23 protein-coding genes are annotated in these 23,921 nt (G+C 65.3%); 17 read left to right on the top strand and 6 right to left on the bottom strand.

What is annotated here, in order from left to right:
* Positions 1 to 5: 5 nt before the first annotated feature.
* Entirely contained in the window at positions 6 to 2,348 is a 2,343-nt protein-coding gene (uvrB, locus tag P0Y50_08170; protein WEK38530.1) for an excinuclease ABC subunit UvrB, read from the top strand.
* An 18-nt stretch (positions 2,349 to 2,366) separates the two neighbouring features.
* Here the strand turns inward: uvrB and P0Y50_08165 are convergent, their stop codons facing one another.
* On the bottom strand, positions 2,367 to 3,113 hold the full coding sequence (locus tag P0Y50_08165) for a glucose 1-dehydrogenase (protein ID WEK38529.1): 747 nt from the start codon (positions 3,111 to 3,113) through the stop codon (positions 2,367 to 2,369).
* A gap of 96 nt (positions 3,114 to 3,209) precedes the next feature.
* On the opposite strand from P0Y50_08165, the gene P0Y50_08160 reads away from it, so the two are divergent.
* Positions 3,210 to 3,671: a MarR family transcriptional regulator gene (locus P0Y50_08160; protein WEK38528.1), complete on the top strand. Its 462-nt coding sequence runs from the start codon at positions 3,210 to 3,212 to the stop codon at positions 3,669 to 3,671.
* A gap of 135 nt (positions 3,672 to 3,806) precedes the next feature.
* A complete protein-coding gene (locus P0Y50_08155) occupies positions 3,807 to 4,439 on the top strand; it encodes an IS5 family transposase (protein WEK38527.1) in 633 nt (210 codons plus the stop codon).
* A gap of 13 nt (positions 4,440 to 4,452) precedes the next feature.
* On the opposite strand, the gene P0Y50_08150 is transcribed toward P0Y50_08155, so the two are convergent.
* Positions 4,453 to 5,493, bottom strand: a complete 1,041-nt coding sequence (locus P0Y50_08150) for a hypothetical protein (GenBank protein ID WEK38526.1) — start codon at positions 5,491 to 5,493, stop codon at positions 4,453 to 4,455.
* Between the two features lie 351 nt (positions 5,494 to 5,844).
* Here P0Y50_08150 and P0Y50_08145 point away from each other — a divergent pair, with 351 nt between their 5' ends.
* The 3 genes from P0Y50_08145 (at position 5,845) to P0Y50_08135 (ending at position 11,212) form a co-directional block, all read left to right on the top strand.
* Positions 5,845 to 8,448 carry a TonB-dependent receptor gene (locus P0Y50_08145; protein WEK38525.1) on the top strand — a complete coding sequence of 868 codons (2,604 nt, stop codon included), beginning with the start codon at positions 5,845 to 5,847 and terminating at the stop codon, positions 8,446 to 8,448.
* Positions 8,449 to 8,468: 20 nt separating this feature from the next.
* Positions 8,469 to 9,371, top strand: a complete 903-nt coding sequence (locus P0Y50_08140) for a tyrosine-protein phosphatase (protein ID WEK38524.1) — start codon at positions 8,469 to 8,471, stop codon at positions 9,369 to 9,371.
* Positions 9,372 to 9,712: 341 nt separating this feature from the next.
* Positions 9,713 to 11,212: a DEAD/DEAH box helicase gene (locus tag P0Y50_08135; protein ID WEK41549.1), complete on the top strand. Its 1,500-nt coding sequence runs from the start codon at positions 9,713 to 9,715 to the stop codon at positions 11,210 to 11,212.
* A gap of 115 nt (positions 11,213 to 11,327) precedes the next feature.
* Here the strand turns inward: P0Y50_08135 and P0Y50_08130 are convergent, their stop codons facing one another.
* Entirely contained in the window at positions 11,328 to 12,680 is a 1,353-nt protein-coding gene (locus P0Y50_08130; GenBank protein ID WEK38523.1) for an outer membrane protein transport protein, read from the bottom strand.
* A gap of 347 nt (positions 12,681 to 13,027) precedes the next feature.
* On the opposite strand from P0Y50_08130, the gene map reads away from it, so the two are divergent.
* From map to radC, 3 genes are all read left to right on the top strand, one after another.
* The gene (gene map / locus P0Y50_08125; protein ID WEK38522.1) at positions 13,028 to 13,846 is read left to right on the top strand and encodes a type I methionyl aminopeptidase; all 819 of its coding nucleotides are present in this window, start codon (positions 13,028 to 13,030) and stop codon (positions 13,844 to 13,846) included.
* Positions 13,847 to 13,868: 22 nt separating this feature from the next.
* Positions 13,869 to 14,585, top strand: coding sequence for a hypothetical protein (locus tag P0Y50_08120; GenBank protein ID WEK38521.1), 717 nt, complete (start codon positions 13,869 to 13,871; stop codon positions 14,583 to 14,585).
* A gap of 69 nt (positions 14,586 to 14,654) precedes the next feature.
* Positions 14,655 to 15,395, top strand: a complete 741-nt coding sequence (gene radC / locus P0Y50_08115; GenBank protein WEK38520.1) for a DNA repair protein RadC — start codon at positions 14,655 to 14,657, stop codon at positions 15,393 to 15,395.
* Between the two features lie 180 nt (positions 15,396 to 15,575).
* On the opposite strand, the gene P0Y50_08110 is transcribed toward radC, so the two are convergent.
* Both P0Y50_08110 and P0Y50_08105 read right to left on the bottom strand, forming a co-directional pair.
* A complete protein-coding gene (locus P0Y50_08110; GenBank protein ID WEK38519.1) occupies positions 15,576 to 16,283 on the bottom strand; it encodes an NAD-dependent deacylase in 708 nt (235 codons plus the stop codon).
* Positions 16,280 to 17,170, bottom strand: a complete 891-nt coding sequence (locus P0Y50_08105) for a LysR family transcriptional regulator (GenBank protein ID WEK38518.1) — start codon at positions 17,168 to 17,170, stop codon at positions 16,280 to 16,282. Before P0Y50_08105 ends, P0Y50_08110 begins: the two co-directional genes overlap by 4 nt.
* Positions 17,171 to 17,338: 168 nt before the next feature.
* On the opposite strand from P0Y50_08105, the gene P0Y50_08100 reads away from it, so the two are divergent.
* From P0Y50_08100 to P0Y50_08070, 7 genes are all read left to right on the top strand, one after another.
* Positions 17,339 to 18,445 carry an S-(hydroxymethyl)glutathione dehydrogenase/class III alcohol dehydrogenase gene (locus tag P0Y50_08100; GenBank protein ID WEK38517.1) on the top strand — a complete coding sequence of 369 codons (1,107 nt, stop codon included), beginning with the start codon at positions 17,339 to 17,341 and terminating at the stop codon, positions 18,443 to 18,445.
* Between the two features lie 81 nt (positions 18,446 to 18,526).
* Positions 18,527 to 18,913: a VOC family protein gene (locus P0Y50_08095; protein ID WEK38516.1), complete on the top strand. Its 387-nt coding sequence runs from the start codon at positions 18,527 to 18,529 to the stop codon at positions 18,911 to 18,913.
* Positions 18,914 to 18,926: 13 nt separating this feature from the next.
* The gene (gene fghA, locus P0Y50_08090; protein WEK38515.1) at positions 18,927 to 19,775 is read left to right on the top strand and encodes an S-formylglutathione hydrolase; all 849 of its coding nucleotides are present in this window, start codon (positions 18,927 to 18,929) and stop codon (positions 19,773 to 19,775) included.
* 143 nt (positions 19,776 to 19,918) lie between these two features.
* A complete protein-coding gene (locus P0Y50_08085) occupies positions 19,919 to 20,743 on the top strand; it encodes a DUF4350 domain-containing protein (protein WEK38514.1) in 825 nt (274 codons plus the stop codon).
* Between the two features lie 15 nt (positions 20,744 to 20,758).
* Positions 20,759 to 20,983: a hypothetical protein gene (locus P0Y50_08080; GenBank protein WEK38513.1), complete on the top strand. Its 225-nt coding sequence runs from the start codon at positions 20,759 to 20,761 to the stop codon at positions 20,981 to 20,983.
* 106 nt (positions 20,984 to 21,089) lie between these two features.
* Complete coding sequence (locus P0Y50_08075; protein WEK38512.1) at positions 21,090 to 21,701, top strand: superoxide dismutase; 612 nt, start codon at positions 21,090 to 21,092, stop codon at positions 21,699 to 21,701.
* 88 nt (positions 21,702 to 21,789) lie between these two features.
* Entirely contained in the window at positions 21,790 to 22,734 is a 945-nt protein-coding gene (locus P0Y50_08070; protein WEK38511.1) for an MBL fold metallo-hydrolase, read from the top strand.
* A 3-nt stretch (positions 22,735 to 22,737) separates the two neighbouring features.
* Here the strand turns inward: P0Y50_08070 and P0Y50_08065 are convergent, their stop codons facing one another.
* Positions 22,738 to 22,959, bottom strand: coding sequence for a hypothetical protein (locus P0Y50_08065; protein ID WEK38510.1), 222 nt, complete (start codon positions 22,957 to 22,959; stop codon positions 22,738 to 22,740).
* Positions 22,960 to 23,216: 257 nt separating this feature from the next.
* On the opposite strand from P0Y50_08065, the gene rpsD reads away from it, so the two are divergent.
* Positions 23,217 to 23,834 carry a 30S ribosomal protein S4 gene (gene rpsD / locus P0Y50_08060; GenBank protein WEK38509.1) on the top strand — a complete coding sequence of 206 codons (618 nt, stop codon included), beginning with the start codon at positions 23,217 to 23,219 and terminating at the stop codon, positions 23,832 to 23,834.
* The last annotated feature ends 87 nt before the right edge of the window (positions 23,835 to 23,921 follow it).

The following is a 23,921-nucleotide window of genomic DNA, read 5'->3' as shown; positions in this document are numbered from 1 at the left end:
TGTTCATGAACCGTTCTTCGACGCCGAAGCCCGCCGCCGCAAAGCCCGCCAAGCCCGTCCACGTCCCCAATCCGGGCGTGCAGGAGGCGTCGGCCGCCTTCATTCGCGATACGGGCAAAATGCCCATGTTCGCCCCCGTCTCCGGCCCGCGTCTGACGCCTGAGGAGCCGATCGCCGCGCCATCGGACTGGGTCCCGCACCGTCCCTCCCGCGAGGGCACGAAGAAGGGCGGCGTTTTCCGGCTGGAGACTAAATACACGCCCGCCGGGGACCAGCCCGCCGCCATCGCCGAACTGGTGGCCCAGGCGGATGCGGGCGACCGGGACCAGGTGCTGCTGGGCGTCACCGGCTCGGGCAAGACGTTCACCATGGCCAAGGTCATCGAACAGACCCAGCGTCCGGCCCTGATCCTGGCCCCGAACAAGACCTTGGCTGCCCAACTCTATTCCGAGTTCAAGAGCTTCTTCCCGGACAATGCCGTCGAATATTTCGTCAGTTATTATGACTATTATCAACCGGAAGCTTATGTCCCAAGAACAGACACTTACATCGAAAAGGACTCGTCCATAAACGAGCAGATCGACCGGATGCGCCACTCGGCGACGCGGGCGATCCTGGAGCGGGACGACGTGATCGTGGTCGCTTCGGTCAGCTGCATCTACGGCATCGGGTCGGTCGAGACCTATACCGCCATGACCTTCACCCTGAAGGTCGGGGACCAGATCGACGAGGCCAAGCTGCGGGCCGATCTGATCGCGCTGCAGTACAAGCGCAACGACCTGAACTTCGAACGGGGCATGTTCAGGAAGCGCGGGGACGTGATCGAAATCTTCCCGGTCCACCTGGAGGACCGCGCCTGGCGCATCAGCCTGTTCGGGGACGAGCTGGAGACGATCCAGGAGTTCGATCCCCTGACGGGCAAGAAGACCGCCGACCTGACCGAGATCACCGTCTATGCCGCCAGCCACTATGTCACCCCGCGCCCGACGCTGAACCAGGCGACCACCGGCATCAAGGCCGAGCTGAAGGAGACGCTGGACTGGATGGTCGAGAACGGCAAGCTCTTGGAGGCGCAACGACTTGAGCAACGCACCCGCTTCGACCTGGAGATGATGGAAGCCACCGGCAGCTGCGCCGGGATCGAGAACTATTCCCGCTGGCTGACCGGCCGCGCGCCGGGCGAGCCGCCGCCGACCTTTTTCGAATACATCCCCGACAACGCCCTGCTGTTCGTGGACGAGAGCCACGTCACCGTCGGCCAGATCAACGGCATGTTCCGGGGCGACTACCGCCGCAAATCCACGCTGGCGGAATACGGCTTCCGCCTGCCCTCCTGCATCGACAACCGCCCGCTGAAGTTCGAGGAATGGGAGGCCATGCGCCCCCAGACGGTTCACGTCAGCGCCACCCCCGGCCCGTGGGAGATGGAACAGGCGGGCGGCGTCTTCGTCGAACAGGTCATCCGCCCCACCGGCCTGATCGACCCGCCGGTCGAAATCCGCCCAGTCAGCGGCAAGACCCGCAACCAGGTCGACGACGTCATCGACGAGGTCAAGGCGACGACCGCTAAAGGCTATCGCAGCCTGGTCACCACCCTGACCAAGAAAATGGCCGAGGACCTGACCGAATATATGCACGAACAGGGGGTGCGCGTCCGCTACATGCACTCCGACGTCGACACGCTGGAACGGATCGAGATCCTGCGCGACCTGCGGCTGGGGACGTTCGACTGTCTGATCGGCATCAACCTGCTGCGCGAGGGGCTGGACATCCCCGAGTGCGGCCTGGTCGCCATTCTGGATGCGGACAAGGAGGGCTTCCTGCGCTCCGAGACCAGCCTGATCCAGACCATCGGCCGCGCCGCCCGCAATGTGGACGGCCGCGTCATCCTGTACGCCGACCGCATGACCGGCAGTATGGAGCGCGCCATCGCCGAGACGGACCGCAGGCGCGAACGTCAGGTCGCCTACAACACCGAACACGGCATCACGCCCGAAAGCGTCAAGCGCGACATCAAGGAGATCATGGACAGCCCCTATGAGTCGCGCGAACTGGACCGCCTGACCCGGCCGGGCGTGGCCGAGGCCTCCAAACCCTTCGTCGGCTCCAACTTCCAGGCCGCCCTACGCGATCTGGAAGGCCGCATGCGCGAAGCCGCCTCCAACCTGGAGTTCGAGGAAGCCGCCCGCCTGCGCGACGAGATCAAGCGCATGAAGCTGATGGACCTGGAGTTCGCCAACGAAGCCCTGACCGGCGCGGGGGAAGAGGTGGACAAGTCCGCGCCGAAGAAATGGCGCAAGGAGGCGGCGGCGGAAGCGCAGGAGCGGTTCAGGAAGGGGCGGCTGTAAACGCCCCTTCCCCCGGCGCTACTGCGCCATCATCCCCGCATCGACCAGATGCTCGGCGCCAGTGATATAGGAGGCTTCATCGGACGCAAGAAAGAGCACCAGATTGGTTACTTCGCTCGCCTCGGCAATACGGCCCAGCGGGATCATGGCGACGGCCTCTCCACCATTCTCATCGGTTCCCTCGACCATCATCGGCGTGCGGATGAAGCCTGGATGCACGGAGTTAACGCGGATATTGTTGGCGCCGTACTCGATCGCAGTCGCCTTGCTCATGCCTCGGACGGCGAACTTGCTGCCCACATAGGCGAGGCTGGGGAAGCCGTAGTTGGCGGCGATGCCGGCGATGGACGAGACGTTCACAATCGATCCGACGCCCGCACGCAGCATCGATGGGATCGTCGCCTTCATACCCAAGAAGACGGCGGTCTGGTTCACGGCGCAGACCTTGAGGAAGGCGTCCTCGGAAATGTCCGCCGTCTTGGCGATCGGACCGAGGATGCCGGCGTTGTTCACGAGAATGGAAACGTCACCGAACGCCGCCACCGCCCTGCTGACCACGTCGGCCCAACCTTCGCTGCTCGTCACATCGTGATGGACGAACAGCGCATCATGGCCGAGCTTCGCCGCGAGCGCCGACCCGGCCTCGCTGTTCAGATCGGTCATGACGACCTTAGCGCCTTCCGTGACGAACCGCTGCGCGTGCGACGCGCCCATGCCCTGCGCCGCGCCCGTGATGATCGCGACCTTGCCTGTCAACCTGCCCATCGGGTCTTTTCTCCTTTATGCGTCGCCATCCCCATTGGATGGTCTGGTCCACATCGGAGACGGGACATGGGTAATAGATGACGAGTCAACAATAGCATGTCTGTTAAATCCACCGATGATTGGGCCACTTCGCTCACCTGGACGCTGCTTCCGGTCGGTAGGGCTTGGCAGAAAGCCGCCGGGATGGAGTTCAATCGGTTGGGAATGTCGCTATCGGAGGGGGCGGCCTTGCTGGTCGTCGCTCGCTTGGGCGACGGCGTCAGCCAGCGGGATGTTGCGGAAGAGGCAGTCATAGACCCCGCCGCGATCGCGCGATCAGTATTGGCCTTAGAGAGAGACGGACTTCTTGCGCGGCGGCGAAACCCCACGGACTCCAGAGCGAAGGCGCTGTTTCTGACGCCGGCTGGCGCCAGCCGCGCGCAACAGCTCGACGCTGCGTTGCACGAACTGCGAAGTCGTGCGCTGGCGGGATTAGACGACGCCGACGGCCGCGCCGCCGTCCGCGTATTGGTCACGCTGGATCGGGCATGTCGGGCCATGCTGACGACGCCTTCCTGAACTCGCGCCCGTTACAAACTCGGCGGCGACGCGACGACGCGGCATGCGTCGTAAAGTATGCGGCTGTCGACTTATCGGCGATAAGCGCCCATTTGCGCGGCGTCGCACACTCGCGATCTCCGGCGTTTCCAGCGCGTGTGGGTCCGTTTCGGACCTGTCTGTAGCAGCCGCCGGTTCCTCAAGTTCATTCGCTGCCCGGACACGCGGGGCGGCGCCCGATCTACCCCGCAGGCCCGCTGTCGCAGGCCCCGTCGGGACTGGCGGTGCGCGGCCCGACGGCGTTTCGACCCTGGTTCGGGCCCACCAGCAGGCGACGACAGGCCGGGGCAGCGGTTCAAAAAAGGGGGCCTCGATCCGGCTGCGGGGCGTTCCCGAGGCGGACTGACGACCAGGGTCCACATGGCGTGCGACACGCTCGGGCGGCCTGTCCGGCTCTTGATCGCACCCGGTCAGAGCCACGACATCCTCGCCGTCCCGGCGCTTCTGGAAGGTCACCGCCCCAAGGCCGTCCTGGCCGACAGGGCCTATGATGCAAACAGTCTTCGGGCGCATCTGGCCGGGATCGGCGCCGAGGCCGTCACCCCCTCGACCTGCTCACGCAAAACCCCGATCCCGCACGATCCCCTGATCTACAAGCTGCGCAATCGCATAGAGCGATGCTTCAACACGCTCAAACACTTCCGACGGTTCGCCACCCGCTTCGACCGGGTCGCCCGACACGACCTTGCCTTCGTCCACATCGCCGCATCAATGATCTGGATGCGGTGAATGTCGATTCGTCCTAGTCCCTGCTGAAGAGCACCTTGGCCCAGTGAGAAAACTGGCGAACGGCCTCATCCTGGCGTTGATGCCCGGCGTTCGCTGATCGGCCGACGCTCAAAATCCAGTGGGAGAGGAGCACGCCGTCAAGGCGTGTCAGGTCCGGTGCGACCGGTGTGAGGAATCGCAGGGTGTTGAGGCCGCGACTGTAACGGACCCTCGCGGCGAAGGGCGTCAGGGCTTCGTCGCGCGTGGCCGCCAAAAAGAAGAGTTCGAAGGCGCCGGCGCCGGGCGCGCCCGCGCTGATGTCGAGCATCGACGAGAGGTGCAGGCCCAGGTCGCCATGTTCGGCCGTGCGGCCCCCGGGGCCTTGGGCGGCGTCGACGAGACGTTGATAGAGACAGGCGTAGCCGGCGGCTGTCAGCGCCGAACGCGTGGGGAAGTGGTGGGTCACGGCGCCCAGGCTCAGCCCCGCCCTCTTTGCCGCCGCCCTATGGGTCAGTCCCTCTTCGCCGTCTTCATCGACTGCGGCGACGACGGCTTGCGCGATGCGTGCGGCGGCGCCCGTCAAGGGCGGGAACCCCGTCTCCTGCTGGGTCAATCGTTCGGCGCCGGAACGCCAGGGCGAAGCTCTCGCCAGAAGCGAGGCGTCTCCCGACAACCGGGCGACCAGCCGGACGCAGACCTCTTCGAGCCCGGCGCGATCATGCGGCCAACGCCAGCGCGCCAGATGAGCCAGCCGTTCGGACTGCAGAATGGACGAGACGATGGGCGCGTGCTCGGGATCAAGCGTGAACAGGGGCAGAAGCTGCACCCAGAATTGATCCCACAGATCGATCCACAGGGGGACGGTCTCCGACGGAACCCGCGATCGGCTCATGAGATCGCAGGCTTCGGCCTGGGCTTCGACCCTGCGAGTGTCGACCCAGGCGTCGATCATTTCGGCCGCAAAGGCGGGAAAGGCCTCGGCGGGCCATGGAGCGCCCGCAGCCGCATCCATCAATCGGCTGTCGAGCCAGCTGTCCGCCTGTTGGATGGCCCGCCTTTGGCTGGACCCGTACAATTGTTCTATCGATCCAAAATGGTAGTTGATCGAGGATGCGGAGGCGGAGGCGCGAGTCGCGACATTTCGTGCGGACGCCCCCTGCGCCCCCGAGACGGCCATCTCAGCCAGGAAGGCGTCAACAAGCGCGTCAGCACGACTAGAGGCGGCAAGGTCCACAATAGGGACGGGTGCGGATGGCTTTGGCATGCCCCTGATGTGCCCGCAGATGACGCCTCAGGCAATGGCGGCGATCCGCCGTCGCAAAAGCGTCGCCGGAACATCTTTGAAGAGACGTACATATGTTCGAAATTTGAGAAACAATCGTTCTAATTCCCCCGGCCAAGCTTTGAGGCCGAAGGGGGCGCCATCATGATTTTTCACCACAGTTTTTCCTCACGCGGCGCCTTGTGCGCTGGCGTCGCGACAGCAGCTCTGATCGCGGGCGGAACCGCTCAGGCGCAGGACGCCGCGCAAGAAGCCGCCGAGGTCGATGAAATCGTCGTCACCGCTTCGCCCATCGTCGGCAGCCAGCGCGCGGCCCTGCGCCAACAACGCAACGCCGACAACCTCATCAACGTCATCGCCGCCGACACGGTCGGCCAGTTTCCGGATCAGAACTCGGCGGCCGCCCTGGCGCGGCTTCCGGCCGTGGCGGTGCAACGCGACCAGGGCCAGGAACGGTATCTTCAGGTGCGCGGCGGTCCGAACCGCTGGACCAGCGTCTCGATCGACGGCGTCAACATCATAGGGGTCGACGAGGGCGGCGAAGGCCGCGCCTTCCGCTTCGACGCCGTGCCGGCGGTGATCCTGAGCGCGCTTGAGGTCAACAAGTCCCTGACGCCGGATCTGCCGGCCGAGGCGGTGCTGGCGCGGGTCAATCTGAACACCTTCTCGCCGTTCCAGCAGCGCGGTTTCCACGCCTTCGCCGACCTCGGCTATGGCGAGATGAAACTGGGCGGCGGCGCCCAGGAACAGGCCGCCGCACGCGCCTCCTGGTCGGGCGACCGTTTCGGAATCGTGGCCGCCGCCTCTCATTACGAGCGTGAACAGACTACCGACAACCGCGAGTTCGACTATGACACCGCGGGTCTGCCGACCCAGTTCGACTTCCGCTCCTATCAGGTCACACGTTCCAGCGACGCCGCCATGCTGGGCCTGGCCTTCCGCCCGGCCGAAGGCCACAAACTGTTCTTCAACTCGCTCTATTCGGACTTCAACGACGAGGAGAAGCGCAACCAGTATGTGTTCCTGCTGGGCGGCGCGCGGCGCACCCTGTCGCGCACCAGCGAGTCCGGCGATCTGGTCGGGGTCGGCGTCCGCGGCATGTTCAACCGCGGCGAATACGAGAACAGCAACTGGATCAACACCCTGGGCGGCGACCATCGGATCGGCGGCTGGGACGTCGACTGGCGGATCAACTACACCGAGACCGAGAACACCACCTTCCTGCCCATCGTCCTCCAGAACCAGACTTCGAACACCGACCGGGTGTCGCTGACCTATGACGCCAAGGACCGGAACTTCCCGATCCTGAACCTCTACGACACGGTGGTCGACGGCGCCGGCGTGCTCCAGCGCGGGACCGCGCGCACCTCGCTGAACCAGGGGGCGTTTGGCATGAACCTGCTGTTGCCGATCGTCGGAAAGATCGAGACCGAAAGCTGGGTCTACAAGCTGGACGGACGCCGGTCGTTCTTCCTGGCCGGCCGAGACGTCGAGCTGTCGGCCGGCCTGTCCTACGACAGCCGCAGCATCAAAGGCTCCTCACTGGTCCAGGGGTCGCTGATCAATGTGACCTCGGCGATCAAGGCTGCGGACTATGTGACGGACGATCTCTGGGACAGCCGGTTCCCGCGCGGCTTCGACGTCCGCAAGGTCGACAACGACCGGATGCGCGACGATATCGACCGCGTGCTGGCCGCCGCCGCCTTCGACCGCCAAGCGATCGTCAAGCCCACCGACCGTTATGACATCGACGAAGACGTCATCGCCGGCTACGCCATGGCGAAGTTCCGCCTGGGCCTGGCCCAGATCGTGGCGGGCCTCAGGATCGAGCAGGCCAGCCAGGACATCGCCGGCTTTGTCGACACCACGCCGGCCACGGGCGGCGACCGCGTCTATTCGTCCCTGACCGCCAGCCAGGACGACACCAGCGTCTTTCCCAGCATCAACGCCAAGTTCGACCTGACGGACGACATCGTCCTGCGCCTTTCCGCCCAGACCGGAATCTCGCGCCCGTCTTTCGCCGTGGTTCGCACCAGCGCCTCGATCGACGATACGAACACCACCGTGAAGGCAGGCAATCCGTGGCTGGAGCCCGAGCGTACCTGGGGCGGCGACGCCTCGCTGGAATGGTATCTTCCGGGCGCGGGCCTGGCCTCGGTCAGCGGCTTCTACCGCAATGTCGAGAATGTGCTGTTCAACAGCACCACCAAGGTCCGCGACAACCGCTACAATGCGCCGGGCATCGACCGCTCGAACTATGACTACGTCACCACCCTGAACGGCGGCGAAGGCAAGCTGTATGGCCTGGAAGTGTCCTATCAGCAGCAGTTCGTCTTCCTGCCGGGCGCCTGGGAGGGTCTGGGCTTCCAGGGCAACCTGGCGATGCTGGCCGGCGACTTCGAGGCGCCGGGAGGACGCACCGTCGACTTCCCCGGCGTTTCCGACACCATCGCCAACGCCTCGCTGTTCTATGAGAAGTACGGGATTTCGGCGCGGGTCAGCTGGCAATGGCGTTCGGACTGGATCGACACCCTGGACTTCGGCGGCTGGGGCGACCAGACGCGCGCGGCCTATGAGAGCGTCGACGTATCGCTGCGTTATGCGATCAACGACCGCGTGTCCCTCTATCTGGACGCCAACAACCTGACCGACGAACAGTACATCGCCTTCGAGGGCGACAAGGACCATCCGACCGAAGTGGAACAGATCGGCCGTCGCATGATGGCTGGCCTGCGCCTTCGCTTCTGAAATAAAAAAGGATCAATGGGATGAAACGCCTTCTTCTTTGCGCCGGGGCGATCGCCGCCCTGGCCTTGTCGGCCTGCGCCACGAGCGCTTCCGTTTCGGCCGTCCAGGCTCAGGCGACCCAAGGTTCGGCGGCCGCCCCGAATGCGCCGGCCGATCACGAGCGTCTGCTGCCGCTTCAGGGGGTTCAGAACGCCCGCGACATCGGCGGCTATCGCACCGTCGACGGCCGCACGGTGAAATGGGACGTCATCTATCGCACCGGCGAATTGTCCGCCCTCACGCCCGATGATGTGGCCTTCCTGCGCGGGCATGGACTACGTGCGATCCACGACCTGCGCACGGTCGAGGAACGGCGCAGCCACCCGACGGCCTGGACCGGCGAAGGCGCGCCGCCGATCACGGCCACCGACTATACGCTGGACATGCTCAGTTTTTCCGACCTGTTCAAGGACGGCGTTCCCACGGCTGAGCGAGCGCGCGAAGTCTTCACCGCCTCCTATCCCCAGTTGCTCAAGATGCAGCGGCCCCAGCACCGGGCGCTGTTCGCCGACCTGCTGAAGGGCGACGGACCGATCCTCTATCATTGCACGGCCGGCAAGGACCGCACCGGCATGGCGACGGCGCTGATCCTGTCGGCGCTCGGCGTGCCGCGCCAGACCATACTGGCCGATTATGAGCTGTCGAACCGCTATTATCGCGGCCAGGCTTCCGCCGCGGGCGCCGAGGCCGATCCAGGCATGTCGGCCTTCCTGCAGATGCCGCCAGACGTCCGCGCCGTGTTCATGGGGGTGGACGCCCGGTATCTGCAGGCCGTTTTCGATCTCATCGATCGCGACTACGGTTCGGTCGAAATTTATCTGGATCGCGAACTGGATGTGGACGCGGCCGACCTCCAGCGACTGCGCACCCTTTACACGCAGTAAGGCGGAGTTCTCCACCGCGCCTGTTCGCCCCGCCTGTGCACCACGGCGGGGCGTCCACTGTTGACTTATCGGCGATAAGCGCCCATTTGCGCGGCGTCGCACACTCGCGATCTCCGGCGTCTCCAGCGCGTGTGGGTCCGTTTCGGACCTGTCTGTAGCAGCCGCCGGTTCCTCAAGTTCATTCGCTGCCCGGACACGCGGGGCGGCGCCCGATCCACCCCGCAGGCCCGCTGTCGCAGGCCCCGTCGGGACTGGCGGTGCGCGGCCCGACGGCGTCATGCCATGGCCGATGCGCGTCGCCGCACGCGAAAGACATTGCTGTGAGCATCACCTTCGAATCCATGGGCCTGAACAAGGCCCTTCTTCAGGCTTTGGCCTCTACCGGCTATACCAAGCCCACGCCGATCCAGGAAAAGTCCATCCCCGACGTCATGGCCGGCAAGGACCTGCTGGGCATCGCCCAGACCGGCACCGGCAAGACCGCCGCCTTCGCCCTGCCGATCCTGCATCGCCTGGCCGAGAACCGCATTGCGCCAAAGCCGCGCACCACGCGCGTGCTAGTCCTGAGCCCCACGCGTGAGCTGGCGACCCAGATCGGCGACAGCTTCAAGGCTTACGGCGCCCACCTGGGCTTCCGGGTCGCCGTGATCTTCGGCGGCGTGAAATACGGCGGTCAGGAACGCGCCCTGCAACAGGGTCTGGACATCCTGGTCGCGGCGCCCGGCCGCCTGCTGGACCATATCCAGCAGAAGAACCTGGACCTGTCCTCGACCGAAATCTTCGTGCTGGACGAGGCCGACCAGATGCTGGACCTGGGCTTCATCAAGCCGATCCGCCAGATCGTCAGCCGCATCCCGGCCAAGCGTCAGAACCTGTTCTTCTCGGCGACCATGCCGTCCGAGATCGGCAAGCTGGCGGGCGAACTGCTGAAAGACCCGGTCAAGGTTCAGGTCACCCCGCAATCGACCACCGTCCAGCGCATCAGCCAGTCGGTGGTCTATATCGAACAGGGCAAGAAGCGCGCCCTGCTGACCGAAATGTTCAGCGACCCGGAATACAAGCGCTGCCTGGTCTTCACCAAGACCAAGCATGGCGCCGACAAGGTCGCCGCCTATCTGGAGACCGGCGGCGTGGAAGCAGGCGCGATCCACGGCAACAAGTCCCAGCCCCAGCGTGAACGCACGCTGGAAGCCTTCAAGAAGGGCAAGCTGCGGGTGCTGGTCGCCACCGACATCGCCGCGCGCGGCATCGACGTGGACGGCGTCTCGCACGTCGTGAACTTCGAACTGCCGCACGTGCCGGAAAGCTACGTCCACCGCATCGGCCGCACCGCGCGGGCGGGCAAGGACGGCACCGCCGTCAGCTTCGTGGCGGGCGACGAGATGAAGCTGCTGCGCGACATCGAAAAGGTCACGCGCCAGAAGATCCCGGCTGCGGATCGCCGCAACGACAAGCAGCTGGCGGCTCTGGACGCCTCCATCATGTCGGCGGGCGTGGCCAAGAAGGCGACCATGCCGGAACGTGAGGGCGGCGAGCGCAACGAAGGCGGCCGTGGGGGTCGTGGCGGCGGGCGCAACCGCGCGCCGCACCGCGAGGGCGTCCGCCCGGAAGGCGGCGGCCAGCCCCACCGTCAGCGTCGCAACCGCCCCGGCGGCGAGGCGGCGGCTCCGCGTCCCGAGAAGACCTACAACCCGATGGCGGGTGAAAAGACCACGCCGCGCGAACCCCGCCCGTCCGACAACCGTCAGTCCGAGCCGCGTCCCGAAGGTGAAATGAAGCGCCGCCCCCGTCGCCGCCCGTCGAACGGCGGCAAGGGCTATGGCGCGGCCGCCAAGGGATAACAGCTTGCCGTCACCCTCGGGCTTGACCCGAGGATGACGCGGAGAAAAAGGCGGGCGATAAAAAACGGCGGCGTCTTTGCAGACGCCGCCGTTCTCATGTCAGCCTGTACGGACCTTAGAAGTTCCAGGTCGCGCCCAGCGAGAAGCCGACGCCATTGCCCTTGGCCTCGCCGCGCAGGTTCGAGACGACCAGGCCGTTGCCATAGACATCGCGCGTGTCGTTGATCGCGGCGTCGCTGATGTCGATATAGGTCACGGCGCCATCGAAGGTCATCGCCCCCACCGTCTTGGACAGACCGGCGGCGTAGAGCCAGCGGTCGCCGTCCGGGATGCGGGCGGTGCGGTGGTCGTCCGGGGTCGGGGTCGGGTCATAGCCCACGCCCGCGCGGAAGGTCATGGTCGGGTCGATCTTGTAGTCGAAGCCGACCGCGCCGGTGGTGACGTCGTCATAGTCCTGAACGATGATCGAGGAACCGTTGGCGCCATAGTTGACGCGGATGGCGTCGAACTTGCTCCAGCCGATCTGGTTGACTTGGGCGTTCAGCGTCAGGCGGTCGTTGACGGCGTAGCGGGCCGAGACGGTCGCGTACCAGGGCGTGGTGAACTTGGCCGTGCCGTCCGCCGAGACGTTGCCGCCGGCCAGGACGCCGGTCAGACCCGAGATGTTCACCGTGCCGTCAAGCTCGTGCTTGACTTCCGACCGGTAGGACAGACCCAGGTCCAGCTTGCCGAAATGCATCTGGGCGCCGGCGTTCCAGCCATAGTTCCAGCCGTCGCCTTCCAGCTGGTTGCGGCCGTCGGTGGACGGCGAAATCACATAGGCGGGGGACAGGACCGCCGGGATCGGCGCGTTCGGAAGGGCCGCCGACAGCGTGGACTTGGCGTACTGGGCGTCAAAGCCCGCGCCGATGTCCAGCCAGTCGGTGACCTTGGCGGCGGCGACCAGGCTGACGTTGGCCGAGCGCAGTTCCGAGGTCAGGGCGTCGTAGCGGGCGAAGTCGTCCGGCAGATATTTGGTGGTGAAGTTGTAGGGCGCCTGGACGGCCAGAGCGACGTTGAACCGGTCGCCGATGGGGGTCGAGATGGCGAAGTTCGGTACGATGCCGCTTTCGACCACGTCATGGACGTGCGGATCGCCGTTGACGGGATAGGTGCGGCTGACCACGCCGACGCCGGTGACGGGGACGTTGTACGTCAGGCTGGAGCCGCGGTCGTCGACGCTGGAATCCAGGATCAGGCCGTGCATGCCCATATAGACTTCGCGCTGGGTTCCGGCGATGGCGGCGGGGTTCCACCACAGCGACTGGACGCCCTTGTCGGCGCCGACGCCGGCGTTGGCGCGACCCTGCGCGCGGGTCGACTGTTCCTGAACGTAGAAGGAGCCGGCCATGGCCGGGGCGGCGACGCCGGCCAGCAGGGCGGTGGTCAGGGCGATGCCGCCCATGCGAGCGATGTTCCTGGAGGTCATGTACCATTCCTAAGTGGAGCCCCCGCCATCAAACGCGGCGGTGGGGTGTCGGGGGAGAGACGTTGCCGCAGCGCTTTCGACCAGAAAGCGTTGCACGCATGGCCGCTCTCTGCTCCGATCCGGGCGAAACTGTGTCGCAAAAGCTGCACAAGATCACACCCGCGCGAGGTTCCGTTGCGGCAAGATGCTGTCGCTGAATCACACACTTACGCAGCGGAAAGGGCGCGACAGGCCGCTGCGGCGGATTTCCTTACCCGGCCTCGGTCGCCCCAAGATCGCCTTGTGCATCCGTGATATAAGGGCCATCTGCACCGCGCCCCGCCGTAAAGCCTGATCGAAGCTCCCCCATGTACGAAACGCCCGAACTGGAAACCGACGTCCTGATCCGTTCCAGCGCCATCCGCGTCCACACCCCCGAAGATTTCGAGGGGATGCGCAAGGCCGGCCGGCTGGTCGCCGAAGCCCTGGACATGATCGCCGCCCATGTGAAGCCGGGCGTGACGACCGGAGAGATCGACGACCTGGTGCGTGAGTTCACCCTGGACCACGGCGGCCTGCCCGCCTGCCTGGGCTACAAGGGCTATGAGAAGACCGTCTGCACCTCGATCAACCACGTCGTCTGCCACGGCATTCCCGGCGACAAGGTTCTGAAGGACGGCGACATCGTCAACATCGACCACACGGTCATCGTCGACGGCTGGCATGGCGATTCCAGCCGCATGTACGCGGTCGGCGAAATCAACGCTCGCGCCAAGCGCCTGATCGACGTCACCTATGAATCGCTGGAGCTGGGACTGGAACAGGTCAAGCCGGGCAATACGTTCGGCGACATCGGCTTCGCCATCCAGAAGTTCGTCGAGGCCCAGCGCATGAGCGTGGTGCGCGACTTCTGCGGCCACGGCATCGGCCGCGTCTTCCACGACAGCCCCAATGTCCTGCACTACGGCCGTCGCGGCGAAGGCGCGGTTCTGAAGCCCGGCATGTTCTTCACCGTTGAGCCGATGGTGAACCTGGGCAAGCCGCAGGTGAAGGTGCTGTCCGACGGCTGGACCGCCGTGACCCGCGACAAGTCGCTGTCCGCCCAGTGCGAACACACCATCGGCGTGACCGAGGACGGGCTGGAAATCTTCACCGCCTCGCCTGCGGGCCTGTTCCGCCCGAACTGATCGTGAGAGGGGCGGGATTCGCATGAAACAGGCTGCGATCCCACTTCTTCTTCTCGTAGTCGGTTGTGCGCCCAAGTTCGACCAAGCGGGAATGTTGGTTCAGTTGGACACTGGCTACAGCCAGATTTCGATTCCGTCCGAAGAGAGGCCGGCTGCTCAACTTCAATCCTATTCCGCGAGAGATCTGGCGCTTTGGCTCGTGCCTGAACGCGCGGATGATATCGAGACCGCATCCGTGGTGTCGTCCGCACCGTTCGGGAACGTCGTGCTCGAACTTGTCGAAACGACCCAAGCGCGCGCCGGAAACGTATGCGAGACAGCATTGAACACCTTCATCGGCACTGACCAAACGGTCCAAGGCAAGACGGTCGTCAAGGTATTCAGTGGATATCGTCAAATCCTCTATCGCGCCGGCGACGAAAGCGGTGGCTGTCGCCACAGGACAGGGACACCCTCTGGATTTGCAGCGCCGTCATCCGACGTCGCAACCGAAATGCTGCGCGCCTATCAGGATGCGGTGCAAGCCATGCCGAAAAAGGATCGCGCGTCCGACCCTTCGCCGAATTTTGTCTCGCCTGATCGGATCGTCTCGGCGACGCCATGCTTGGCTGAAGCAAGATGCCTTTCCTTCAGGCTGGCCCCATCACAGGCTGCGCCTCATGGGTGGGACGTGACATATCGATATGGCCTGCTCCGGCGGACGCGATTGGAAGTCGTGTCTCCGCCCCCAACGTTCTAGCTTGGATATGACAGCGCACCCTTGATCCTCCCTCGCATTCCGCACAGGTTGCAGGCAACGGAGGGGGATATGCTGGACAGTGGGGAGTCGGATCAAGGCGCAGCCAAGCCCAAGCCCCGCCACAGCGGCCATCGCGACCGCTTGCGCGAGCGGGCGGCGAAGGGGGGACTGGGCGCCCTGCCCGACTATGAGCTGCTGGAGCTGCTGCTGTTCCGCAGCGTGCCTTACAGGGATGTAAAGCCCCTGGCCAAGGACTTGCTCGCGCGGTTCGGGGGGCTGGAGGGGATCGGCGCGGCCAGTCACGAGGCCATCGAGGATCAGGTGGCGCGGTCGATGGGCTATGTCGCCGGCAAGGCGACGCGGGCGGTGGCGCTGGACCTGCAGCTGATCTTCGACGTGACACGGCGTATCGCGCGCGAACCGGCCGCCAAACGCGCCGTGATCTCGTCGTGGACGGCGTTGCTGGCCTATGTCCGCATCGCCTTACAGCATGAGCCGCGCGAACAGTTCCGCGTGCTCTATCTGGACAAGAAGAACCAGCTGATCCTCGATGAGGTGCAGAACAAGGGCACGGTCGATCATGCGCCGGTCTATCCCCGCGAAGTGGTGCGCCGCGCGCTGGAGCTGTCGTCCAGCGCCCTGATCCTGGTGCACAACCATCCGTCGGGCGATCCCACCCCCAGCCGCGCCGACGTGGAGATGACGAAACAGGTCGTGCTGGCCGGGCGCGCCCTTAACGTCGAGGTTCACGATCATCTGGTCGTCGGCCGCGACGGCGTGGCCAGTCTGAAACAATTGGGGCTGATGTGACGACCACGCTGACGACGTAACGCCCGGTCCTGAAGAACCGGGGCTTCACCGCCTTCATCATCGGCCGCGTCTATCTCTTCGCGGGTTGGTTGTGCCTCGTTGTGCGCGTTGTGATGAAACCCAGGTGTCTTGCTGAGGCCCGCTATCGCGGAGCGGACGCGCCAAAACGCGATGTGATTCTTAAGGTTTCAGGACGTTGAAAAAGGTCGGCACGGCCTGCGTCGCCGGGCCATAGACGCCTTCGTCGAACAGGCGCGCGCCTGTGGTCGGCTCCAGATTGATCTCCACCGTCCGCGCCCCGGCGGCCCGCGCCGCCTGGACAAAGCCCGCCGCCGGATAGACCGCGCCCGAGGTGCCGATGGACACGAACAGGTCGCAGGCCTCCAGCGCCCGCTCGATGCGTTCCATCCGCAGCGGCGTCTCTCCGAACCAGACGATGTGCGGCCGCATCCGACCCAGCGGATGATGCGGCGAGGCCTGATCCGCCGCCATGTCGCCTGTCCAATCCATAACCGCGCCGGAGCGGGTGCAGCGGCCTTTCAGCAGTTCGCCGTGCATATGGATCAGTTCGAACCCCTCGGCCGGCTGCGTCTCGGCGTGCGCCCGGTCGTGCAGATCGTCCACGTTCTGCGTCACCAGCAGGAAGTCGCCCGCCCACCGCGCCGCCAGGTCCGCCAGCGCCCGATGCGCCGCATTGGGCCGAACCTGCGCCAACTGCCGCCGCCGCTGATTGTAGAAGTCCTGCACCAGGGCCGGGTCCGCCGCATAGCCCTCAGGCGTCGCCACATCCTCGACCCGATGGCCGCACCACAGGCCGTCCGACGCCCGAAACGTGGGCACCCCGCTCTCGGCCGATATGCCGGCGCCGGTCAGGACGACGAGGTTCATGCAGGAGCTCTCCGGGCGGACGACAGACGATCATACAGCCAGTCGATCATGGCGCGCACCTTGGGCGGGACGTGGCGGGGATGCGGATGGACGGCCCAGACGCCTTCATCGGGCGGGCGGGCGTGATCCAGCAAGGACACCAGGGCGCCCGACGCCAGGGCTTGTGTCACATAGAAGTCCGGCAACTGGCACAGGCCCAGCCCCTGCAACGCCGCGTCCAGCACCGCAGCGCCCGAGTTGCAGCGCCAGCGGCCGATGGGGCGCAAGGCCACCTCGCGTCCCGCCTCGGTGAAACGCCAATGCTCGGCCGAGCCGATCAGCCCGTCATGGCTGGCGATTTCAGACAGGTCGCGCGGCGCGCCCCGCTTCTCCAGATAGTCGGGACTGGCGCACAGGATCAGCCGCCGCGACGCCAGACGCCGCGCCATCAGCCGCGAGTCGGTCAGATGCCCAAACCGCACCGCCAGATCATAGCCATCGCCCACCAGGTCGCGCAGCCGATTGTCCAGGTCCAACTCGATCCGCAGTTCCGGGTTCTGGCGGGCGAAGGCGTTGACGGCGGGAGCAATGAACCGCTCGCCATAGGAGACGGAACAGGTCATCCGCAACAGACCGCGCGGGGCCTGGTCATCGGGCTGGACGGCGGCCAGAGCCTCGTCCCGGTCGTCGATCAGCCGGCGACAGCGCCCCAGGAAGTCGCGGCCCGCGTCCGTCAGTTCCACCCTGCGGGTCGTGCGATGAAGCAGCCGGGTCTGCAGCCGATCCTCCAACCGCGCGATCTCTCGGCTGACGGCCGAGGTCGACAGACCCAGCCGACGCGCGGCGGCCGAGAAGCTGGCCTGTTCGGCGACAGCGGTGAATTCGTCGATCCCGTCCCAGCGGCTCATGCGAGCCTTGGATCAGGATTGTTGCGACACGACAATAATGTTTTGCGTTTGTCGCGCTTTTAACGCTCGGCCTGAGGCGTAGAAGAAGCCCAATACACTCACCGCCTGTCCCTCAAGCAGCGCGCCGCCGCGCGGCAAGCGATAGGGACGTCCGAAGGACCAAGAACAATGAAAACTCGCGCCGCCGTCGCGTTTGAAGCCAAACGTCCGCTGGAGATCGTCGAGGTCGATCTGGAGGGGCCGCGCGCGGGCGAGGTGCTGATCGAGATCAAGGCCACCGGCATCTGCCACACCGACGCCTATACGCTGGACGGTCTGGATTCAGAGGGCATCTTCCCGAGCATCCTGGGCCACGAAGGCGCGGGCGTGGTGGTCGAGGTGGGGCCGGGCGTGACCTCGGTCGCGGTCGGTGATCACGTCATCCCGCTCTACACCCCCGAATGCCGCCAGTGTAAGTCGTGCCTGTCGCGCAAGACCAACCTGTGCACCTCGATCCGCGGCACGCAAGGCAAGGGCCTGATGCCGGACGGCACGTCGCGCTTCAGCTACAAGGGCCAGGCCATCGCCCACTATATGGGCTGTTCGACCTTCTCGAACTTCACCGTCCTGCCCGAGATCGCGGTGGCGAAAATCCGCAAGGACGCGCCCTTCGACAAGGCCTGCTACGTCGGCTGCGGCGTGACCACCGGCGTGGGCGCCGTGGTCAATACGGCCAAGGTCGAGCCGGGCGCCAACGCCGTGGTCTTCGGCCTGGGCGGCATCGGCCTGAACGTCATCCAGGGGCTGAAGATGGTCGGCGCCGACATGATCGTGGGCGTGGACATCAACGGCGACAAGGAAGAATGGGGCCGTCGCTTCGGCATGACCCATTTCGTCAACCCCAAGGACGTGCCGGACGTGGTGGCCCATCTGGTCGACCTGACCGGCGGCGGCGCGGACTACACCTTCGACTGCACCGGCAACACCGTGGTCATGCGCCAGGCGCTTGAGGCCTGCCACCGCGGCTGGGGCGAAAGCGTCGTCATCGGCGTGGCCGAATCCGGCAAGGAGATCGCCACCCGCCCGTTCCAGCTGGTCACCGGCCGTGTCTGGCGCGGTTCGGCCTTCGGCGGCGCGCGCGGCCGCACCGATACGCCCAAGATCGTCGACTGGTACATGGACGGCAAGATCGAGATCGACCCGATGATCACGCACACCTTCGCCCTGGAAGACATCAACACCGCCTTCGACCTGATGCATGAGGGCAAGAGCATCCGTTCGGTCGTGGTGTTCTGAAGCAAGCGTTGCCAAACGAAACTAAGTCCGCCTAGGTTGCGACGCCCGGTGAAACGGCCGGGCGGTTGGAGCGAGAGAATCATGTTCACCCACGTCACCCTGGGCGCCAATAACCTTGAGGCGTCGCAAAAATTCTATGATGCGGTGCTCGGCGCCCTCGGTCACCAGCCGGGCGTGGCCAGCGACCTTCCCATGCCGGGAATCTGGTACATGACGCCGCGCGGGATGCTGGGCGTGGTCAAGCCGCGCGACGGTCAGGCCGCCTGTCACGCCAACGGCGGCACCATCGGCTTCGCCGCCGCCACGCCTGAGGCTGTTGTCGCCTTTTCAGAGGCGGGCGCCGCAGCGGGCGGCACGGTGATCGAAGACCCGGCCGGTCCGCGCACCTCTCCGTTCGGTGTATTGCATCTGGCCTATCTGCGTGATCCCTCGGGCAACAAGATCTGCGCCGCCCACCGGGCGAGCTGAAACAGAAGACGTCATGCAAACCACAAAGACCCACATCGTCCACGGCGGAAGCCTTCGCTATCTGAAGCATGACAGCGAGACGACCGGCACGCCCATGACCCTGTCGGTCTTTGTCCCCGCCGGAGACGGACCGTTTCCGGTCCTGATCTGGCTGTCGGGCCTGACCTGTACGGAAGACAACTTCACCACCAAGGCCGGGGCCTATGCCGCCGCCGCGGAACACGGCGTCATCATCGTGGCGCCCGACACCTCGCCGCGCGGCGCCGATCTCAAGGGAACGAGTGTGGCGGACGACCCGGCCTATGATCTGGGGCAGGGAGCGGGCTTCTATGTCGATGCGACCGAAGGGCCGTGGGCGGCGCATTTCCGCATGGAATCCTATGTCGTCGGCGAACTGGTCCGCCTGATCGACGACAATTTCCCCACGACCGGCGTGCGTTCGATCAGCGGCCATTCGATGGGCGGGCATGGCGCCCTGACGCTGGCGCTGAAACACCCCGACCTGTTCCGCTCGGTCTCGGCCTTTGCGCCCATCGTGTCGCCATCCGTGGTGCCGTGGGGCGAGAAGGCCTTCACCGCCTATCTGGGCGAAGACCGCGCCGTCTGGGACCAGCATGACGCCGCCAAGCTGATTGCATCAGGCCGGGCCAAGGGCGTCTTCGACGACATCCTGATCGACCAGGGCGACGCCGACAGCTTCCTGACCGACCAGCTGAAGCCCGAACTGCTGCAAGCCGCCGCCGACGCCGTGGGCCAGAAGGTCACCATCCGCATGCAGCCCGGCTACGACCACTCCTACTTCTTCATGACCAGCTTCATCGCCGACCACATCGCCTTCCACGCCGAACGGTTGAAGGGTTGAAAGCGATGCGGCGCCGCAGTCTGCTCCTCGGTTTCGCCGCCTTGACCGCCTGTCCGATGGTCGCGATAGCGCAGGAGCAGGTCCCGGACTTGGAGTGGAGACCGGCCGTACCGGCGCCTGCCTACGCTTCGGCCTCCGGCCCGATGATCCTGATCGACGAGGCGCACGATACGCTTCAGACTGTGCACGGTCGATATTCCGGCTTCGCAGCTCTAGCGCGCGCCGATGGTTATCGCGTGCAGCCTTTGCGCCGACGTCTGGATGAGCCGGACGCTCTGCGAGAAGCGGATGTGCTGGTCATTTCCAATCCGCGCCTTGCCTCATCCGAAACCGGCCCTTCCGCGTTCTCCGACACGGAAATCGCCGCCGTCGCGACCTGGGTCGAACAGGGCGGCGCGCTTCTGCTGCCGATCGATCATGCGCCCTATGGCGCGGCGGCCGAGGCGTTGGGGCGTCGGTTCGGCGTGACTATGGGCAAGGGCTACACCTTCCAGCGCGTGGGGAACGACCTCACGACCAATCTCGCCTTTCCGTCGCCAGCTCTGGCCAATCATCCGATCATCCACGGTCGCTCCCCAACCGAGATGGTGCGCACGTTGCGGACCTTCACTGGACAGTCTCTGCGCGGGCCTTCCTCGGCCGCCATCCTTCTGGCTATGAGCGACGATGCGTACGAGGCGCCCGACTTGGCTGCGCTTCAGACCATTCGAGAGCGTTTGCGGGCTGGCGAGGACGCCAGGATCGTGACGACCGAACTGGCGCGTCCCGCGCTTCCCGCGCAGGGTTTGGCGTTCGCCTTCGGGCGCGGTCGGGTGGTCGTTCTGGGCGAGGCTGGGATGCTGACGGCGCAGGTGGTGCGCTTTCCCGATGGACGCCCACCACGCAAGATGGGGCTGAATACGCCGGGACACGACGACCAGCAGTTCGCGCTGAACCTTCTGCACTGGCTGTCGCGTCTTCTTCCCTGATGATACAGGGGCCCCATGAGCGCCCCCGACCCTTACGAACCCCTATTTTCCGCCCTGTGCCGCGAGGTGGGGTTTTGCCTGCACGAGAAGGGTCAGAAGCGGGTGGTCGAGGCCCTGCCCAAGGGGCTGGACGCCGCCGTGCGCGCGGTCTTCGCCGCCGAGGGCGTGGATGAGCCCAATGCGCCGGGCGATCTGAAGCGGGCGGTGCGCGACTGCCTGAAGGCGAACTTGCCAGCTTGACCGTTCCGGGCCGATAAGTCGGAACGAATCCGGGCTTTGTCGCTTGGGTTTTACGAACGGGCGCCTATGTGCAGCCCATCAAGATTTGTCGCGAGAGGAACCTCCCATGGCCTTCACCCTGCCCCCGCTGCCCTACGCCTATGACGCGCTGGAACCGGCCATCGACAAGGAGACGATGGCCTTCCACCACGACAAGCATCACCAGACCTATGTCGACAATCTGAACAAGGCGGTGGACGCCGACGCCAGCCTGCAGGGCAAGTCGCTGGAAGACATCTTCGCCAACATCTCCAAGGCCCCCAAGGCCGTGCGTAACAATGGCGGCGGTCACTGGAACCACAGCCTGTTCTGGGAACTGCTGGCTCCGGCCGATCAGGCCGGCGAACCCTCGGCCGAGCTGAAGGCCGCCATCGACGCCGATCTGGGCGGGATGGACAAGTTCAAGGAAGACTTCAACGCCGCCGGCGCCGCGCAATTCGGCTCGGGCTGGGCCTGGCTGATCGTTCAGGACGGCAAGCTGAAGATCACCTCGACGCCGAACCAGGACAATCCCCTGATGGACGTCGCCGACGAGAAGGGCGCCGTCGTCCTGGGCGCCGACGTCTGGGAACACGCCTATTATCTGAAATACCAGAACCGCCGCGCCGACTATCTGAAGTCCTTCTGGACGGTGGTGAACTGGAACAAGGTCAACGAACTGTACGCCGCCGCCAAATAAGGCCCGTTAGAGATCGAGACATGACGACGCCCGCCGGAACCTCCGGCGGGCGTTTTCGATTCTGCTCTCGCATGTGGAGGACCAAGCGATGCGGATGTTGATGACGGGCGGGGCATTGGCCGGCCTGATGCTGGCGGCCTGCCAGCCGGCGAACGACAAAAAGCCCGGCGATCCCGCCCCGCCCAATCCGACCCAGACAGTCGCGGCTCCGGCCGAGAAGCCTGTGTATCGCTTCAAGATCGGCACCCTGGACGCCATCGCCTTGTTCGACGGTCAAAATCCCGTCCCGAACGACAACAAGGTCTTCGGCGTCGGCCTGACGCCTCAGGCGGTCGCCGCGCCCCTGACGGCCGCCGGCCAGCCGACGGATGTGATCATGCTGGAGATTCATCCGCTGCTGGTCAGGAAGGACGACCGGACAATGTTGTTCGACACCGGTCTGGGCGAAGGCAAGGGGCTGTTGATGCAGAGCCTGCGCACGGCGGGCGTCGAGCCGGCCAGCATCACCGACGTCCTGATCTCGCACGGACACCCCGACCACATCGGTGGCCTGGTCGCGAACGGCGCCTTGGCCTTCCCCAACGCCGCTATTCGAATGTCGGAGGCCGACTGGGCCTTAATCCGCGCCAATCCCGAACTGGCCGATCTGGTGCGGATCATCACGCCCAAGGTCCAGACCTTCAAGCCGGGCGCAGAGGCGGCGCCGGGCGTCACGGCCCAGGATACGGCCGGCCACACGCCGGGCCACGTCGCCTATCTGATCGCCGATGGTCAGAACCAACTGCTCTATACCGGCGACCTGATGCACCACTGGATTCTGTCGGTTGAGCACCCCGACTGGCGCGTCGGCTACGACGACGATCAGGCGGCGGGCGAGAAGGCGCGGCTGGACGAGGTGACGGCGCTGCGCAACTCCGGCGCTCACATCTATGCCTATCATTTCCCCTTCCCGGGTCTGGGCAAGATCGCCACGCGCGAAGGCCGCGCCATGTTCATCTCTGAAGCCCAGTCGACCCAGTCGGTCTCGAAATAGATCTCAGACGCGCAAGTCCACGCCAGGCGGCATCAGATCCTGCATCCGTTCGGCGTGATGGCGGCGCACCGCGCGGCGCTGGCGCAGCATTTCATGGATGCCGTCGGCCAGTTCCAGAAGCTGGCCGTCGGTCAACGGTTCCACCAGATCGACCAGCTGACGTTTCAGCGCCTCGAAGCCCTGGTCCGACAGGCCTGTCTGGAAGCTCTTGTCTTCGCGATGCATTCTACTCTTCCCTTGTCCGAATGCGGGGTTCGGTTGCGTCACAAGGCAGAAGGGCGGGATCGCGCGTTCGTTCCCCGCCATCGTCCTTAACGGACCCGTCCGCCTTGACTCTGCGGGCGCGTCTGGTCATAAGCGCCGCCTTCCACGTCCGACGGTTCGCCGCCGGGCGCGGTCATGACGGAAGATGCGTGGACCGCCGTTGAGATCGCATTCCCAATCGAGGGGATGCCGGGCCGTATCGTTGAAAAGAGAATAGAATGTCCAAGCGCCACAGCGCCAAGTACAAGATCGACCGGGCCATGGGTGAGAACCTGTGGGGCCGCGCCAAGTCGCCGGTCAACAAGCGTTCCTACGGTCCCGGCCAGCACGGCCAGCGCCGCAAGTCCAAGGTTTCCGACTTCGGCCTGCAACTGAAGGCCAAGCAGAAGCTGAAGGGCTACTACGGCAACATCACCGAGAAGCAGTTCGCCAAGACCTATGACGAGGCCGCTCGCCGCAAGGGCAACACCTCGGAGAACCTGATCGGCCTGCTGGAATCGCGCCTGGACGCCGTCGTCTATCGCGCCAAGTTCGTCCCGACCGTCTGGGCCGCCCGCCAGTTCGTCAGCCACGGCCACGTCCTGGTCAACGGCAAGAAGGTCGATATCGCCTCTTACCGCGTGAAGCCGGAAGACGTCGTCACCGTGAAGGAAAAGTCGCGCAACATGGCGCTGGTGCTGGAAGCCCAGCAGTCGTCGGAACGCGACGTGCCGGACTATCTGGAACTGTCGGATCGTTCGTTCTCGGTCCGTTATGTCCGCGTGCCGGAACTGTCGGACGTGCCCTACGCCGTCAAGATGGAACCGAACCTGGTCGTCGAATACTACGCTTCGTAAGTCGAGCCTCGACCCATCGAGTTGCAAGGGCCCCGGATTCGTCCGGGGCCCTTCGTCTTTCACCCTGTTCCCTTGACGGGCGAACAG

Source organism: Candidatus Brevundimonas colombiensis (assembly GCA_029202665.1).
In the GTDB taxonomy this organism is placed as follows: domain Bacteria; phylum Pseudomonadota; class Alphaproteobacteria; order Caulobacterales; family Caulobacteraceae; genus Brevundimonas; species Brevundimonas colombiensis.
This window is presented reverse-complemented; position numbering and strand designations above follow the sequence as displayed.

Bases quoted from the DNA above. Each gene is read 5' to 3' on its own strand.
- uvrB (WEK38530.1), top strand. From the start codon at position 6: ATGAACCGTTCTTCGACGCCGAAGCCCGCCGCCGCAAAGCCCGCCAAG.
- P0Y50_08165 (WEK38529.1), bottom strand. From the start codon at position 3,113: ATGGGCAGGTTGACAGGCAAGGTCGCGATCATCACGGGCGCGGCGCAG.
- P0Y50_08160 (WEK38528.1), top strand. From the start codon at position 3,210: ATGTCTGTTAAATCCACCGATGATTGGGCCACTTCGCTCACCTGGACG.
- P0Y50_08145 (WEK38525.1), top strand. From the start codon at position 5,845: ATGATTTTTCACCACAGTTTTTCCTCACGCGGCGCCTTGTGCGCTGGC.
- P0Y50_08140 (WEK38524.1), top strand. From the start codon at position 8,469: ATGAAACGCCTTCTTCTTTGCGCCGGGGCGATCGCCGCCCTGGCCTTG.
- P0Y50_08135 (WEK41549.1), top strand. From the start codon at position 9,713: ATGGGCCTGAACAAGGCCCTTCTTCAGGCTTTGGCCTCTACCGGCTAT.
- P0Y50_08130 (WEK38523.1), bottom strand. From the start codon at position 12,680: ATGACCTCCAGGAACATCGCTCGCATGGGCGGCATCGCCCTGACCACC.
- map (WEK38522.1), top strand. From the start codon at position 13,028: ATGTACGAAACGCCCGAACTGGAAACCGACGTCCTGATCCGTTCCAGC.
- P0Y50_08120 (WEK38521.1), top strand. From the start codon at position 13,869: ATGAAACAGGCTGCGATCCCACTTCTTCTTCTCGTAGTCGGTTGTGCG.
- radC (WEK38520.1), top strand. From the start codon at position 14,655: ATGCTGGACAGTGGGGAGTCGGATCAAGGCGCAGCCAAGCCCAAGCCC.
- P0Y50_08110 (WEK38519.1), bottom strand. From the start codon at position 16,283: ATGAACCTCGTCGTCCTGACCGGCGCCGGCATATCGGCCGAGAGCGGG.
- P0Y50_08105 (WEK38518.1), bottom strand. From the start codon at position 17,170: ATGAGCCGCTGGGACGGGATCGACGAATTCACCGCTGTCGCCGAACAG.
- P0Y50_08100 (WEK38517.1), top strand. From the start codon at position 17,339: ATGAAAACTCGCGCCGCCGTCGCGTTTGAAGCCAAACGTCCGCTGGAG.
- P0Y50_08095 (WEK38516.1), top strand. From the start codon at position 18,527: ATGTTCACCCACGTCACCCTGGGCGCCAATAACCTTGAGGCGTCGCAA.
- fghA (WEK38515.1), top strand. From the start codon at position 18,927: ATGCAAACCACAAAGACCCACATCGTCCACGGCGGAAGCCTTCGCTAT.
- P0Y50_08085 (WEK38514.1), top strand. From the start codon at position 19,919: ATGATCCTGATCGACGAGGCGCACGATACGCTTCAGACTGTGCACGGT.
- P0Y50_08080 (WEK38513.1), top strand. From the start codon at position 20,759: ATGAGCGCCCCCGACCCTTACGAACCCCTATTTTCCGCCCTGTGCCGC.
- P0Y50_08075 (WEK38512.1), top strand. From the start codon at position 21,090: ATGGCCTTCACCCTGCCCCCGCTGCCCTACGCCTATGACGCGCTGGAA.
- P0Y50_08070 (WEK38511.1), top strand. From the start codon at position 21,790: ATGCGGATGTTGATGACGGGCGGGGCATTGGCCGGCCTGATGCTGGCG.
- P0Y50_08065 (WEK38510.1), bottom strand. From the start codon at position 22,959: ATGCATCGCGAAGACAAGAGCTTCCAGACAGGCCTGTCGGACCAGGGC.
- rpsD (WEK38509.1), top strand. From the start codon at position 23,217: ATGTCCAAGCGCCACAGCGCCAAGTACAAGATCGACCGGGCCATGGGT.